At 29.2% G+C, this 15,411-nt stretch carries 11 protein-coding genes; 10 read left to right on the forward strand and 1 reads right to left on the reverse strand.

Annotated elements, in window-relative coordinates:
- Positions 1-299: 299 nt before the first annotated feature.
- A complete protein-coding gene (locus CNEONATNEC86_RS03965) occupies positions 300-1,193 on the reverse strand; it encodes an AraC family transcriptional regulator (RefSeq protein WP_125149367.1) in 894 nt (297 codons plus the stop codon).
- 252 nt (positions 1,194-1,445) lie between these two features.
- Here CNEONATNEC86_RS03965 and CNEONATNEC86_RS03970 point away from each other — a divergent pair, with 252 nt between their 5' ends.
- The 10 genes from CNEONATNEC86_RS03970 to CNEONATNEC86_RS04015 all read left to right on the forward strand — a co-directional run bounded on the left by CNEONATNEC86_RS03970 (position 1,446) and on the right by CNEONATNEC86_RS04015 (position 15,259).
- Complete coding sequence (locus CNEONATNEC86_RS03970) at positions 1,446-3,239, forward strand: L-fucose isomerase (protein ID WP_159135565.1); 1,794 nt, start codon at positions 1,446-1,448, stop codon at positions 3,237-3,239.
- A gap of 258 nt (positions 3,240-3,497) precedes the next feature.
- Positions 3,498-4,970: a rhamnulokinase gene (locus CNEONATNEC86_RS03975; protein WP_125149365.1), complete on the forward strand. Its 1,473-nt coding sequence runs from the start codon at positions 3,498-3,500 to the stop codon at positions 4,968-4,970.
- The gene (locus tag CNEONATNEC86_RS03980; RefSeq protein ID WP_125149364.1) at positions 4,964-5,407 is read left to right on the forward strand and encodes an RbsD/FucU family protein; all 444 of its coding nucleotides are present in this window, start codon (positions 4,964-4,966) and stop codon (positions 5,405-5,407) included. Before CNEONATNEC86_RS03975 ends, CNEONATNEC86_RS03980 begins: the two co-directional genes overlap by 7 nt.
- 36 nt (positions 5,408-5,443) lie before the next feature.
- The gene (gene fucO / locus CNEONATNEC86_RS03985; RefSeq protein WP_125149363.1) at positions 5,444-6,595 is read left to right on the forward strand and encodes a lactaldehyde reductase; all 1,152 of its coding nucleotides are present in this window, start codon (positions 5,444-5,446) and stop codon (positions 6,593-6,595) included.
- A gap of 648 nt (positions 6,596-7,243) precedes the next feature.
- A complete protein-coding gene (locus CNEONATNEC86_RS03990; RefSeq protein ID WP_159135566.1) occupies positions 7,244-7,465 on the forward strand; it encodes a DUF4318 domain-containing protein in 222 nt (73 codons plus the stop codon).
- Between the two features lie 903 nt (positions 7,466-8,368).
- A complete protein-coding gene (locus CNEONATNEC86_RS03995; protein ID WP_268259047.1) occupies positions 8,369-8,758 on the forward strand; it encodes an HD-GYP domain-containing protein in 390 nt (129 codons plus the stop codon).
- Positions 8,759-9,938: 1,180 nt separating this feature from the next.
- Complete coding sequence (gene licT, locus CNEONATNEC86_RS04000; protein ID WP_058293960.1) at positions 9,939-10,769, forward strand: BglG family transcription antiterminator LicT; 831 nt, start codon at positions 9,939-9,941, stop codon at positions 10,767-10,769.
- Between the two features lie 173 nt (positions 10,770-10,942).
- Positions 10,943-12,799: a beta-glucoside-specific PTS transporter subunit IIABC gene (locus tag CNEONATNEC86_RS04005; protein WP_058293961.1), complete on the forward strand. Its 1,857-nt coding sequence runs from the start codon at positions 10,943-10,945 to the stop codon at positions 12,797-12,799.
- Positions 12,800-12,857: 58 nt separating this feature from the next.
- Entirely contained in the window at positions 12,858-14,312 is a 1,455-nt protein-coding gene (locus tag CNEONATNEC86_RS04010) for a glycoside hydrolase family 1 protein (protein ID WP_058293962.1), read from the forward strand.
- Positions 14,313-14,317: 5 nt separating this feature from the next.
- On the forward strand, positions 14,318-15,259 hold the full coding sequence (locus tag CNEONATNEC86_RS04015; protein WP_058293963.1) for a 2-keto-3-deoxygluconate permease: 942 nt from the start codon (positions 14,318-14,320) through the stop codon (positions 15,257-15,259).
- Positions 15,260-15,411: the final 152 nt, after the last annotated feature.

Genomic DNA, 15,411 nt, shown 5'->3' on the forward strand with positions numbered 1-15,411 from the left:
ATTATATTCACGAACAATCTGTAGATAAGTTATTTAAAAAAATATTACAATAGACTAATGCATAGTTCCTAAAGAATAAAAAATAGATTATATGCGCCTGGACTTTTCTTCGGTAAGCTCAGAAAATCCAGAGTGCGCTGAAAAAAATCGACGGCTTAAAGGATTACGTTTTATAAAAGCTATTGTATTCTATTGGATTTGTATTTTATGGAAGACTATATCATAGTTGCCTTGGCGATTTTTTTATTTGATATGAATATTGTTATAATTACACTTAGTATAATAGTTTGTTTTTATGATTATATATCAGCAATTATAGATTGCAATTTATAATTTTTATTATCATTTAATTTTGAATATTTACTAGGTGTAATTCCCTTATATTTTTTAAACGTTTTAATAAAATAGCTTAAGTCATTAAATCCGCAATTATAAGCAATATCTGTTATGGAAAGATCAGTGGTTACAAGTTGATAGCTTGCACATTCTATCCTATAATAATTTAAATAATCTATGGGAGTTCGATGAATCATTTCATAAAAAAATTTACAAAAATATTTTGGAGACATACAAACAATTTTAGATAAATCTTCTAAAGTTAAAGGGGAAGAATAGGATTCCTCAATAAATTCTAAAACTTTTTTTAGCTGTTTGATTTTTTTGCTATCATTTTGAGTATGTTTATAATCTTGAGAATACATTTTATTTTTGTATATATAACTAAATATTTGATATAACAAGCCTAATGTCATTAATTCAAAGCCATCTTCTCTAAGTTTTATTGTTTTAAATAAATTAGATATGATTTTATTAAGATTAGAATTGGATTTTGGAAAATAATCATTAATAATTATATTATGATTTATTAGATTTTGAATATATTTCATTCCAGAAAAATTGTCTTTGAATAGCATATTCATATTAAAAACAACACATTCATATGTACAATCTTCAGGTTCGGCAGAGTGTAAAATACCATCTCTTATAATAACTATATCGCCTTCTTTTACCAAGATTTCTTTTTGATTCAGATAAATATTAAGTGTGCCTTTTAAAACTTTTATTATTTCATATTCTAAATGCCAATGATATGACATTTTATACCTAGGATGTAATTTATCTACATAATAAAATTCTATGGGAAAGTCAAAAGTACCTCTTTGTTTAACTTCATTATATTCTGAATATCTCATTACAATTTCTCCTTTAAATAAATATGAATATTGTTATATTTTTTGCTACTATAACACAAGTATTAATTAAATTATAATCGTATAATGAAATCGTAATCAAGAGGAAATTAGAAATAAGTAATATATATGTTGCAAAATGATTTATTCATAAGTTAGATATATATCATGTTGTTATAGTGTAGATTTCAGTTTTCAACATATATAGTAAAGATTTATATTAAAATAGTTAATAATTTGAGGAGGATGGCTAATATGGCAAAAAACAGACTAATAGGAGATTATCCTGTAATTGGAATAAGACCAACTATTGATGGAAGAAGAGGCATGTTAGATGTAAGAGGTTCTCTTGAAGAACAAACTATGGGAATGGCAAAAGCAGCAGCAGAATTATTTAGATCAAATCTTAAATATTCTAATGGTGAGCCAGTAAAGGTTGTCATAGCAGACACAACAATAGGAAGAGTTGCTGAATCAGCAGCTTGTGCATCAAAGTTTAAAAAAGAAGGTGTAGATATTACTCTTACAGTTACTCCTTGTTGGTGTTATGGTGCAGAAACAATGGACATGGATCCAATGACAATAAAAGGTGTATGGGGGGTTAATGGAACTGAAAGACCAGGAGCAGTATATTTAGCATCTGTACTTGCAACACATGCACAAAAGGGGTTACCAGCATTCGGAATATATGGACGTGATGTTCAAGATGCAAATGATACAGAAATCCCAGAGGATGTAAAAGAAAAATTATTAAGATTTGGTAGAGCAGCTGTTGCAGCAGCTACTATGAGAGGAAAATCTTATTTACAAATTGGTTCTATCTGTATGGGAATTGGCGGATCAATAATAAGTCCAGAATTCTTTGAAGAATATCTAGGAATGAGAATTGAATCAGTGGATGAAGTGGAAATCATAAGAAGAATGACAGAAGGCATCTATGATGAAGCTGAATTCCAAAAAGCTCTTGCATGGACAAAGGAGCATTGTAAAGAAGGCTTTGATAAAAATCCAGTAGAAGCTCAAAAAACTAGAGAAGAAAAAGATAAAGATTGGGAATTTACTGTTAAAATGATGTGTATTATTAAGGACTTAATGAATGGAAATGAAAATCTTCCACAAGGTTGTGAAGAAGAAAAAGTTGGACATAATGCTATTGCAGCAGGTTTCCAAGGTCAAAGACAATGGACTGATTTTTATCCAAATTGTGACTTCTCAGAATCTTTATTAAATACATCATTTGATTGGAATGGACCTAGAGAGCCTTATATATTAGCAACTGAAAATGATACATTAAATGCTGCAACAATGTTATTTAATAAGCTTTTAACAAATACAGCTCAAATATTTGCTGATGTTCGTACTTATTGGAGTGAAGAGGCAGTTGAAAAAGCAACAGGTTATAAAATTGAAGGAGCTGCTAAAGAGGCTGGCGGATTTATACATTTAATTAATTCAGGTGCAGCATGCTTAGATGCTAATGGTGGAGCAAAGGATGCAAATGGAAATGCTGTTATTAAACCTTTCTGGGAAATCACAGAAGAGGATAAAAAGAATATTATTGAAGCTACAACATGGAATCCAGCAGATCAAGGATATTTTAGAGGTGGCGGATTCTCATCAAGATTCTTAACAAAGGATGTTATGCCTTGTACTATGGCTAGAATTAATATTGTTAAAGGATTAGGTCCTGTACTTCAATTAGTAGAAGGATGGACAGTTGAACTTCCAAACGAGGTTAATGAAGTTTTATGGAAGAGAACAGATTATACTTGGCCTTGTACTTGGTTTGCTCCAAGAACAACAAAAGAAGGTCCATGCAAATCAGCATATGATGTTATGAATAATTGGGGAGCTAATCACGGAGCAATAAGCTATGGACATATAGGTGCAGATTTAATAACTTTAGCTTCTATTTTGAGAATTCCAGTATGCATGCATAATGTTCCAGATGAAAAAATATTCAGACCAGCAGCTTGGAATGCTTTTGGACAAGATAAAGAAGGACAAGATTTTAGAGCTTGTGCTACTTATGGACCACTATATAAATAGTAATTTTAAATTAGGCATATTATATTAAAGAAAATAACAAGTTCCAATATGCCAAGGATATTTTTCATCAGATAATTAAAGTAGATTAGTCTAATAACTTGATTAATTAAGTAAGCCTGCTGAAGAATTATGATGTAAGATAGGAAGGCAGATTTGACTTGTTATTTTTTGATAATGCATTAAATAAAGTTTGAAAAAGTAAATTTATATTCATAATTATAAAAGAACGCACAATCAAAAGAGTTAGCAGGTGAAAATATGAAACAAAAAAAGGTACTAGCATTTGATTTTGGTGCATCTAGTGGAAGAGCAATGCTTGGAACATATGATGGAAATACAATTGAAATAGAAGAAATTCATAGATTCTCTAATGATCCAGTTGTTGTAAATGGCACTATGTACTGGGATGTATTGAGATTATTTTATGAAATAAAGCAAGGGATCATAAAAGCAAAACATTATGGCAGCTTTTGTAGTATTGGTGTGGATACTTGGGGAGTTGATTTTGGAATTATTGATGAGTATGGAAATTTAATAGAAAATCCTATTCATTATAGAGATAGCAGAACAAATGGAATGTTAGAAAAAAGTTTAGAAAAGATTTCTAAAGAGGAATTCTACAATATTACAGGTAACCAATTCATGGAGATTAATACAGCATTTCAATTACTATCATTAGTTGAAAAGAGGCCATATATTTTAGAGAGAGCAGATAAAATTTTATTAATGCCAGATTTATTCAATTATATGCTTACAGGGTTAAAAATAACTGAATATTCCATTGCATCAACTACACAGTTATTAGATGCAAGAAAGCAAACTTGGTCTGATAGAGTAATAGATGCTCTTAACATTCCTAAGAGACTATTTACAGAAATCATTCCTACAGGTACAAGTATTGGAAAGGTTTCAGATGATATTTGCAGAGAGCTGGGTATAGAAAAATGTGATGTGGTTTCAGTAGCAGGTCATGATACTCAGAGTGCTCTTGTATCTGTACCTAACAAAGAAAAAGATTTTATATTTATTAGTTGTGGCACATGGTCATTGTTTGGAACAGAACTAGAAAGGCCATTAATTAATGATATATCAAGTAAATACAACATAACTAATGAAGGGGGGTATGGTGGAAAAGCTTCATTTTTAAAAAATATAATTGGTTTATGGCTTATACAAGAAAGTCGCAGACAATGGATTAAAGAAGGAGAAGAATATGGATTTGGCCAGCTAGAGAGTATGGCAGCCTTAGCAAAGCCATTTAAGTGCTTTATTGATCCAGATGCTCCAGAATTTGTACCGGCAGGCAATATTCCAGAACGTATTCGTGAATATTGTAAGCGCACAAATCAAGAAGTACCAGAAACAAAAGCAGAAATTGTTAGATGTATAGATGAAAGTCTTGCTTTGAAATATAGATATGAACTTGAAAAAATAAAAGAGTGCACTAATAAAACATATGAAAATATATACATGGTAGGTGGAGGTACTCAAAGTAAATTACTTTGTCAAATGACTTCAAGTTCATGTAACTGTAAAGTAACAGCGGGGCCTATAGAAGCAACAGTGTTTGGAAATATTGCATTACAATTAATTGCTTTAGGATTAATTAAAGGATTAGATGAAGCTAAGAGAATTATTGAAAAATCATCTGATATTAAGGAATATAATCCGGAGGATATATCACTTTGGAATAAAGCTTATAAGAGATTTAAGGAGGTAATAAAGTGCTAAAAGGAATACCACAAATTTTATCGCCAGAGTTATTGAAAGTATTATGTGAAATGGGACATAGTGATAGGCTGGTTATTTCTGATGGAAACTTTCCAGCTGAAAGCATGGGAAAGAATGCAATTGTTATTAGATGTGATGGTCATGGTGTGCCAGAAATTTTAGATGCCATTTTAAAAGTCTTTCCTTTAGATACCTATGTTAAAAATCCAGTAAACTTAATGGAAGTTATGCCGGGAGATGATGTAGAGACTCCTATTTGGCAAGAATATGAGAAAATTATAAATAAATATGATGATAGAGGAAAAAATTGTATAGGTAATATTGAACGTTTTGCGTTTTATGAAGAAGCAAAGAAGGGATATGCTATTATTGCAACAAGTGAAAAGGCACTTTACGCTAATATTATGCTTCAAAAGGGAGTAGTAGTTGGAGATTAGATATACAAAAATTAAATATTAAGGAGATGAATTTAAATGGTAAATAGAATGATATTAAATGAAACCAGCTATATAGGGGCAGGAGCAATTGAAAATATTGTTACAGAAGCAAAAATAAGAGGATATAAAAAAGCTTTAGTAGTAACAGATAAAGATTTAATTAAATTTAATGTTGCAACAAGAGTAACGGAACTTTTAAAAAATAATAATTTAGAATTTGAAATTTTTGATGAAGTAAAAGCTAATCCAACTATAAATGTTGTTTTAAAGGGTATAGAAAAATTTAAAGAAGCTAAAGCTGATTATATTATAGCTATTGGTGGTGGATCATCAATTGATACAGCAAAGGCTATTGGAATAATAATAAATAATCCTGAATATTCAGATGTAAGAAGTCTTGAAGGTGCAGTAGAAACTAAAAATAAATGTGTTGATATTATAGCAGTACCAACAACAGCAGGAACAGCAGCAGAAGTTACTATTAATTATGTAATAACTGATGAAGAAAAGAAACGTAAATTCGTGTGTGTTGATCCACATGATATTCCAATAATTGCAGTAGTTGATTCAGAAATGATGTCATCAATGCCAAAGGGATTAACAGCAGCAACTGGAATGGATGCTTTAACTCATGCAATTGAGGGATATATAACTAAAGGGGCATGGGAATTAACAGATGCTCTTCATTTAAAGGCTATAGAAATAATATCGCGTTCTCTTAGAAGTGCAGTAAATAATGAATCAAAAGGAAGAGAAGATATGGCACTTGGACAATACGTTGCTGGTATGGGCTTCAGTAATGTAGGTTTAGGAATAGTACATGGTATGGCTCATCCACTTGGGGCATTTTATGATACTCCACATGGAATAGCAAATGCAGTAATTCTGCCATATGTTATGGAATATAATGCAGAAGCTACAGGTGAAAAATATAGAGAAATTGCAAGGGCAATGGGAGTTACTGGTGTAGATAATATGTCTCAAGAAGAATATAGAAAAGCTGCTATTGATGCAGTCAAAAAACTTTCAGAAGACGTTGGAATTCCAAAGACTTTAAGAGAAATTGGAGTAAAAGAAGAAGACTTAAAAGTACTTGCAGAATCAGCTATGGCAGATGCATGTACTCCAGGTAATCCAAGAGATACAAGTATTGAAGAAATTTTAGAAATATATAAATCAATTTATTAGATTAGGTATATGAAATAAAATAACAAGTCTAAAATTAAAATGAGAGGTAATGCTATTATTTAATAAGTGCGTTGTCTCTTATTCTAATTTTATAAAAAAGTTTGAAAAGTTTTTATAAATGAACTAAAGGAAATTGAATCAATAGAAGTAAGTATAAATGATAACTTGATAATTTATCTAAATGTATGGAGAAGAAATAAGTCCAAATTGGTGAGGTTCTTCTCTTTTTTTGTATCAAGAAGTGAGTTGATAATAAAACCTGTGAATATAGAAATTTGTATATAAAGCATGATATAATTAAATTAATATGAAGGATAATGTGAAAATTTAGTTAGTATATTATTGAAGTAATATTAATTAAGGTGACAGATAGAAAGCAAAATAAAATTTACGAATTATTTATAAGATTAGCAAAACTTTTTAATTAATAGACAAGAGATAATATAATTAAATTTTCAAAAGTTTGAATATCAACAGAAGTATATCATCATAAGATAAATGATGATATATTTCGAGAATATATTTAAAGAGAATGTAAATAGATTAATACAAAAGAGGTGTTCAGAATTAAACTAAATAATATTAATGAAATTAAAGAATAATTTTATTATTACATTATAATTTGTTTGATAGAAGAAAGGAGTTTTTATGTTTAAGAAAGCATTTTGGGTTCCATATGAGGATAGTGGGAGTTATCCTACACTTACAAAAGCTATTGAAGCAATTTCTAAATATTGTAAAGAAAATGGGGATTCTTGTATATTTACAGGAGATGATGAAGTTGAAATAAATGGTAAGAAGTATGAAATATACAGAGGATATGAGAATTGTAGTAGAGGAAATTATGGAATAAAGTGTAGAGAAAAATAAACATCAAAATTATTATAAAAATAATTATCAATATAGATAAATTCTAATTTGTTGAGTAAAAAGTCTTCATGTGTATGGCATCTTTCTAATGGAAGATTATACATATTATTCACCTAGAATTATAAACAACAGATAAAATGAAGCCGATTTCATAAGACTCAGAGCCTATGAACCATTAGTAAGCTTTCAAACAGGCAAATATGTAGTAACATACGTTGTATATTCTAATGAAATTCAAAAGACAAAGGTAGTATTATAAACAGGAATAAATGAATATAGTGTAAAAACAATATCTATGTTTGATAAAGATTATGATATTGTAGCTAAAGAGGTTGAAGAAAAACTAAATAATAATATTTAAGTAACAAAGTGACTTGATTGCATTAATTGCTACAAAATTATCTGTAGTAGGAGAGTAAGAGAAGATTAAAGCTATTGTATAATTTAAGATAAAGTTTAGCCGCATAATTAACTAGCAAGAGGAGTTATGAAAGATGAGATTAGTACCAGTAAAAAAATTGAAAGAAAAATTCTGAGATTGCTATCAATGTAATTGATAACAATTGGAGATTAATGTTAAAAGAAGGACAAAAATTACTCCAAAAGGGGTAGAAATTTTAGACAACTTGGGTATATCATATGTATATATTAATGATGAGTATTGTTTTAATAACAAACAGAGTAAATACACCATGAAAATAGATTATTTATACAAAAGCATTAGGGGGTTAGAAGATATTGCCAATAAGGTTATTAGAGGGGAAGCGGAAGTAAAGAATTAGATGATGCGATGGTTATAGCGACACAGTTTGTGAATGATATTCTTTAGAAGCTGATAATCTTAAAATATTATATGAGCCCAATAAGATTGTTGTAAGTTCTATTATTGAGCAAACAATATATGTGGCAATTATGTCTGTAATATTAGGGGCAAAAATGAATCTGAGAAGGGAGAAATTAATAAAACTTTGTATAGCTGCATTATTAAAAGATATAGTATTAGTGTCATCGAAGGTTGAAAAAAATATAAAATATGCATATAAACAACATCCTATATTAGGCTATGAATATTTAAAGAAAAATTATTCATTAGACGAAGAAATATTACTTGCAATTTTACATGATCATGAACAATTTGATGGCTTAGGGTATCCTAATAAACTAGAAGGTGAAGAAATTAGTAGTTTTGCTAGAATAATAAGTATAGTTTATAGCTTTTATGAAATAAAAATAAATCATATAATGTTAGATAAAAATCAAATATTATTTGAAGAGAATTTGAAAAAAATTTAAAAGGGTTTGATATGGAAATATTAGGATAGTTTTTAAAACGTGTAGAAGTGTTTACATTAGATACGAGGGTGACTCTTAACGATGGAGATATAGGGATCGTAATTAAAAATAATACAAAAAATTCATTTAAACCTCTTGTCAAGATTATTAAAAGTAATCATAAATTAGAAGGAGAGATTATAGATCTTTATAATAATAAAAATATATTTATAAGTTACATAACATATTATGTTGATTAGTGCTAAAAATATTAATTTTAGATATACATAGTTTAAATAAAAAATTATTGTGTAATTATTTTAATAATGAAAAAATGTCCAGAATATAAGAATATAAGAATATAAGAATATAAGAATATAAGAATATAAGAATATAAGAATATAAGAATATAAGAATATGCTTATCTCATGGGAATTAGAAGGAATTACTTAATGAAATATCTTCATCAGCAGATGAAGATGGGCTATACTGCCAGGCTCGTACCTCACCAAGCATTATATGCCAAGGAAACACCTACTCATGTGCATTCGTAGGTGTAAGTGATTCGCACCAAATACAAGATTTGGGCTCTCTGCTTAAGAATATGCACTTATAAAAAGAGCAGCTATGCTGCAATAAGTAACTTTTCTTATTTTATAGATGCTAGAGTGTGCGAATGAGTCATTTAAGTAATTTAGATTCACCGTTGATAATGTTGTTGATACAACAATTAAGGTTGCTAATAATAGGAAATCTATTGGATAAGTAATAATTAGACGTTTGTATGGAATGTAGATGGGTCTGTTGTATTAGCGGATTAAAATCAATTAGCAATAGCTCCTTTTATCATAAATCTCAAACTTATTGGGTTTGAGATTTATTTTTGCACAAAAAAGGAACTATGCACTAATTATTTAGTGTGACATCATCAGTTTTAATAAAAGAAGTTGATATAATGTTAGACAAAAATTTAGTTCGCAATAGGTTCAAAAATTTGCTTTCAAAGGAATTGTATCAATTTAAAAATAATTTTTATAAAAAGTATTGACAAGAATTCGAAAGTCTGTTATCGTATACATTGTAAGGACTGTAACTGATTCGATCAGGCATGACCAAAAATTAATGTGATTATTTATGGATAATTATATTAATGTTTGGTCATTTTTGCTTTAAAAATAAATAAGGGAGGGAGGTACTAAAGATGAAGATAGTAAAAAAGTTAAATAATAATGTTGTATTAGCTTTGAACGATAAAGAGGAAGAAATTATAGTTGTTGGAAAGGGATTAGGATTCCGAAAAACACCATATATTTTAGAAGACTTATCTCTGATAGAGAAAAAGTATGTAATTCCTCAAAGTACAAAAGCTTCTGAAATTTTAGAATCCATCCCTAATGAAGTGATCAAAGTAACAGAAAAAATTATACGAAGTGGTTATAAAGAACTTAATATGGAATTTAATGCAGATATTTTATTAACTTTATCTGATCACATTAATTTTGCTATTCAAAGAAATAAAGAAGGAATACAAGTTAGAAATCCACTTCAATGGGAAATTAAACATATGTACCCTAAAGAGTATGAGATAGGATTTCATTCATTAGATATTATTGAAAATGAACTTGGAGTTAAATTAGATAAAAATGAAGCAGCATTTATAGCACTACATTTTATAAATGCTCAGCTTGGCAAACATGATATGACTGAAACAACTAAGATAACAACTATTATGGGAGAAATTCTTAATTTAATAAAATATAAATTTAAAATAGAGTTTAATGAAGACTCATTTGAATTTACTAGATTTGTAGCTCATATAAGATATTTTATTCTTAGACAGGTAAACAATAAACCATTGGATAATGAAAATAGCGATATGTTTACTATTATGAAGGATAAGCTAACAGAAGAGTTAGAGTGTGTTGAAATAATAGAGAAACATTTAAATAATAAATATGGATGGAAGTGTACAAATGATGAAAAATTATATTTAATGCTTCATATCCAAAGAATAAGAAAACAAAATAATTAGGACTGTAACTGATTCGATCAGGCATGACCAAAAATTAATGTGATTATTTACTATATCTATAATTACATTAGTCTTTGGTCATTTTTATTTTGATTTTATAACTTATAAATCAAATGCTGGCTAAGATTTAAAAGTTTTAAATATATATTATAAAACAAAAGGTGGAGAGATAGATGAATAATAAGGAATTAGCTCAAAAAATTCTTGAATTAAGTGGTGGAGAAAAAAATATTACCCTTGCTACTCATTGTGCTACAAGATTAAGACTTGTTGTTAAATCAGAAGCAGAAGTAAATTTAAAAGCAATAGATACATTAGAAGGTGTTTTGAAAGCACAACATAGTGGTGGACAATTACAAGTTGTAATTGGAGCTAAGGTAAACAAAGTATATGAAGAATTTGTGAAACTTGGTGATTTCTCAAATAATGATGGTACAGAGATGCCTAAGGCTAAGAAAAATCCTTTTAATGCATTTATAGAAACTATATCAGGAGTATTTACGCCTATACTTCCAGCACTTGTTGGATGTGGTATGATGAAATGTTTATCTTCCCTAATGACTTCAACAGGTATGGTGGATCCTTCAACAGGATTTATTACAATATTTAATATGATATCTGACTGTGTGTTTTATTTTATGCCATTCTTCTTAGCTGTTAGTGCAGCAAGAAAGTTTAAAACTAATGAATATTTAGCAGTTGCTTTAGCAGCATGTCTATTACATCCGACAATTTTAGATGCAGCAAGTAAAATTGCTCAAACTGGTGTTGATAAAATAAGTTTTTTAGGATTACCTATTTTATTAGTTAAGTATACTTCTACGGTAATTCCAATAATATTATCAGTATGGTTATTAAGTTATGTTTATAAGTTTGTTGAAAAGATAGTCCCAGATTTACTTAAGGTATTACTTGTTCCAATGATTACATTATTAATTATGGTTCCAGTTCAATTAATTGCAATAGGACCATTTGGATCATATGTAGGTACATGGATTGCTGAAGGATTAAATATGTTATTTGCAACAAGTGGAATTATTGCAGGTGCTTTACTAGGATTCTTTAGACCTATACTTGTTATGTTTGGTATGCACTATTCAATTATGCCAATGCAAATTCAACAAGTTGCAGATACAGGAAGTACTGTATTAACAGCAAGTGCTTTAGCTGCTAATATGGCACAAGCAGGTGCAGCATTTGCTGTATTCTTAAAGACTAGAAATAAAACTATGAAAGCAGCAGCAGGATCAAGTTCATTAACAGCTCTTTTTGGGATTACAGAACCAGCTATTTATGGAGTTACTTTAAGATTTAAGAAGCCATTCTTTGCTGGATGTTTAGCAGCAGGGTTAGTAAGTGGATTCTATGGTATGGTTAATGCTCATGCAAATGCTATTGCTATTCCAGGAATTTTATCTCTTACAACATTTAATGCAGATAAATATATTTACATTATAATTGGTGTTGTAGCAGCATTTGTTTTAGGATGTGTGTTTACTATTATTGCTGGAGTAGATGATTCTGTAATTGGTGAGGATAATAAAACAGAAGCTAAAAAAGAAAATGTAGTCTCTCATGAAGGGGTTATGATAAAAAGTCCAGTAGAGGGAAGTGTTAAAGATCTAGCTGAAGTTAATGATAGTGTATTTTCTGAAGGATTAATGGGAAAAGGAGTTGCAATTGAACCTAAGATAGGTAAAGTTATGGCTCCATTTGATGGAATAGTGGAAGCAATTTTTAGTACAAAGCATGCTATTGGTTTAAAATCTAATGATGGTGTAGAAGTATTAATTCACATTGGATTGGATACTGTAAACTTAGAAGGTAAACACTTTAAGAGTCATATAACTAATGGGCAGACTATAAAAGCAGGAGATTTATTAGTTGAGTTTGATTTAGATGAAATTAAGAAAGAAGGATATGATGTTATAACTCCATTTATAATTACAAATTCTGATGAATATGAGGATGTCTTAGTTGTAAAAAATGGTGAAGTAACAAATAATGATAATTTATTGAAATTAATATAAATAATTAAATAAGTGCATAAGATTTGTACACAAAATATAGAAGGAGAGGTAGATTTATATGAATAAAGGATTTCCAAAAAACTTTTTATGGGGAGGTGCCTTATCAGCTTGTCAAGCTGAAGGTGCTTACAATGTAGATGGTAAGACACTTACTGTTCCAGAAGTAATGCCATTTAATCCTAAAAATGATAGAAAAGTGACTAAGCAGCTTAAAATTACAAAGGAAATGATAGCGGAAGCTAAAAATGATCCTGATACAATAAAGTATCCAAAAAGAAGAGGAATAGATTTTTATCATACATATAAGGAAGATATGGCTTTATTTAAAGAAATGGGATTTAAAGTGTTTAGATATTCAATCTCTTGGGCACGTTTATTTCCAAATGGTGATGATAAAGAGCCAAATGAATTAGGATTAAAGTTCTATGATAGTGTTATAGACGAATGTTTAAAAAATGGTATGGAACCGCTAATAACAATATCACATTTTGATTTTCCAATAGTTTTAATTGAAAAGTTTGGTGGATGGTATAACAGAAAGTTAATTGACTTATATTTAAGATATTGTGAGGTAATATTCAATAGATATAAAGGAAAAGTAAAGTATTGGGTAACATTTAATGAAATAAACATGAGTATTAAAGCTGGTCCTAAAACTATGGGAGTAATAGATGAAGGGCAAGAAAACTATGAAGAAATGTTATTCCAAGCTCTTCACCATCAATTTGTTGCAGCTGCAAAAGCTACAAAACTTGCTCATGAAATAAATAAAGAAAATAAAATTGGCAGCATGGTAGCATACTTTACTACTTATCCTTATACATGCAAGCCAGCAGATGCCCTAGCAATGCAAAAGGATGATCAAATGAAAAATCTATTCTATTTAGATATTTTAAATGGTGGTAAGTATCCATATTATTCAAAGAAATATTTTGAAGAACATAACATTAAGTTAAATATAAAAGATGGAGATTTGGAAGTTATAAAGGAAAATACAGCTGATTTTGTAGGAATGTCATACTATAATTCTATGATATCAAGTGATGATGGAGATCAGCTAGAGCTTACTGCTGGTAATGTTCATAGTGTTTATAAAAATCCGCATCTTGATGCAAATGAATGGGGATGGCAAATTGACCCAATAGGATTAAGATATACATTAAATCATGTATATGATAGATTTGGATTACCTGTTTTTATACTTGAAAATAGTTCGGGATTTTTTGATGAATTAACAGAAGATAATAAAGTACATGACCCATATAGAGTAGATTTCTTACGTAAACATATTGAACAATTAAAGCTTGCTATTGAAGATGGAGTAGAAGTTATTGGTTACACAATGTGGGGACCAATTGATATGATTTCATCAGGGACATCAGAAATGTCAAAGCGTTATGGATTTATATATGTAGATCAAGATGACTATGGTAATGGAACAATGAAACGTTACAAGAAAGATTCATTCTATTGGTATAAGAATGTTATAGCTACCAATGGAAAAGAACTTTAAGATTTATGAAAATATTAAATAGTATTAGGAAAGTACCAGGGGGACTACTTATAGTTCCCATGATACTTTCTGCAATAATAAACACTTTTTTTCCTGAGATTTTTCAAATAGGGAATCCAACAACAGCACTTTTTACTAATAAGAGTACTATGGTATTAGTAGGATTAATGCTATTTGCCTCTGGTACACAATTTAATATAAAAAACATAGTTAGTGTTCTTAAAAGAGCAGGATTACTATGCATTGGAAAGCTATTTATATCATATATTATTGGATTATTAGTGATTAAATTCTTTGGAATAGAAGGAGTATTTGGAATATCTGCAGTTGCCATTATTGCTACAATTACAAGTTGTAATCCAGGATTATATCTAGCCTTAGTTAATGATTATGGAGATGAAATAGATGGAGCAGCTTTTGGCTTTTTAAATCTAATAGTGGTACCTGCAATTCCACTTATGATTTTAAGCTCAGCAAATGGACAAGGAATAGATTTAAATACAATAATAGCTAATCTGCTTCCATTTATATTAGGTATGATTTTAGGAAATTTAGATGGTGATTTTAAGAAGCTATATGCATCAGCTACAGGAATGCTTTTGCCTTTCATGGGAATATGCTTTGGTAGTAGTATAGATATTATAGTAGCTTTAAAGTCAGGAGTATCAGGAGTAATTCTCACATTAATATTCTATTTAGTGAGTCTTTTGCCTTTATTATTGTTAGATAGAAAAGTTGTAAAAAGGCCTGGTTATGCAGCTATTGCAATGTCATCTGTAGCAGGATTATCTATTTCAGTACCCTCATTAGCAGCTGAAATTAGTGATGCATATGCTCCGTTTGTGAATGTTGCAATGTCTCAAATAGCCTTAGCATCAATAATAACAAGTATAATAACTCCAATTATAATTAAATATATAGTAAAGAGGCAAGAAAGAAGAAAATAGAAGATAATTTTATATTATAGGTTGTAGTTTAAGCTACAACCTTTTTTCATGTTTTATTAGAAGAAAAATGATTAATATAATTTTAAAAATATTATCTACCCAAATACAAGAATGAATATAAAAATATGGTATTTTAAATAGAAAAAAGAGTA

This window comes from Clostridium neonatale (genome assembly GCF_900465025.1).
Taxonomy (GTDB): domain Bacteria; phylum Bacillota; class Clostridia; order Clostridiales; family Clostridiaceae; genus Clostridium; species Clostridium neonatale.

What these genes read in the sequence shown, in the direction of transcription:
- CNEONATNEC86_RS03965 (WP_125149367.1), bottom strand. Translation starts at nt 1,193, where the DNA reads ATGAGATATTCAGAATATAATGAAGTTAAACAAAGAGGTACTTTTGAC.
- CNEONATNEC86_RS03970 (WP_159135565.1), top strand. Translation starts at nt 1,446, where the DNA reads ATGGCAAAAAACAGACTAATAGGAGATTATCCTGTAATTGGAATAAGA.
- CNEONATNEC86_RS03975 (WP_125149365.1), top strand. Translation starts at nt 3,498, where the DNA reads ATGAAACAAAAAAAGGTACTAGCATTTGATTTTGGTGCATCTAGTGGA.
- fucO (WP_125149363.1), top strand. Translation starts at nt 5,444, where the DNA reads ATGGTAAATAGAATGATATTAAATGAAACCAGCTATATAGGGGCAGGA.
- CNEONATNEC86_RS03990 (WP_159135566.1), top strand. Translation starts at nt 7,244, where the DNA reads ATGTTTAAGAAAGCATTTTGGGTTCCATATGAGGATAGTGGGAGTTAT.
- licT (WP_058293960.1), top strand. Translation starts at nt 9,939, where the DNA reads ATGAAGATAGTAAAAAAGTTAAATAATAATGTTGTATTAGCTTTGAAC.
- CNEONATNEC86_RS04005 (WP_058293961.1), top strand. Translation starts at nt 10,943, where the DNA reads ATGAATAATAAGGAATTAGCTCAAAAAATTCTTGAATTAAGTGGTGGA.
- CNEONATNEC86_RS04010 (WP_058293962.1), top strand. Translation starts at nt 12,858, where the DNA reads ATGAATAAAGGATTTCCAAAAAACTTTTTATGGGGAGGTGCCTTATCA.
- CNEONATNEC86_RS04015 (WP_058293963.1), top strand. Translation starts at nt 14,318, where the DNA reads ATGAAAATATTAAATAGTATTAGGAAAGTACCAGGGGGACTACTTATA.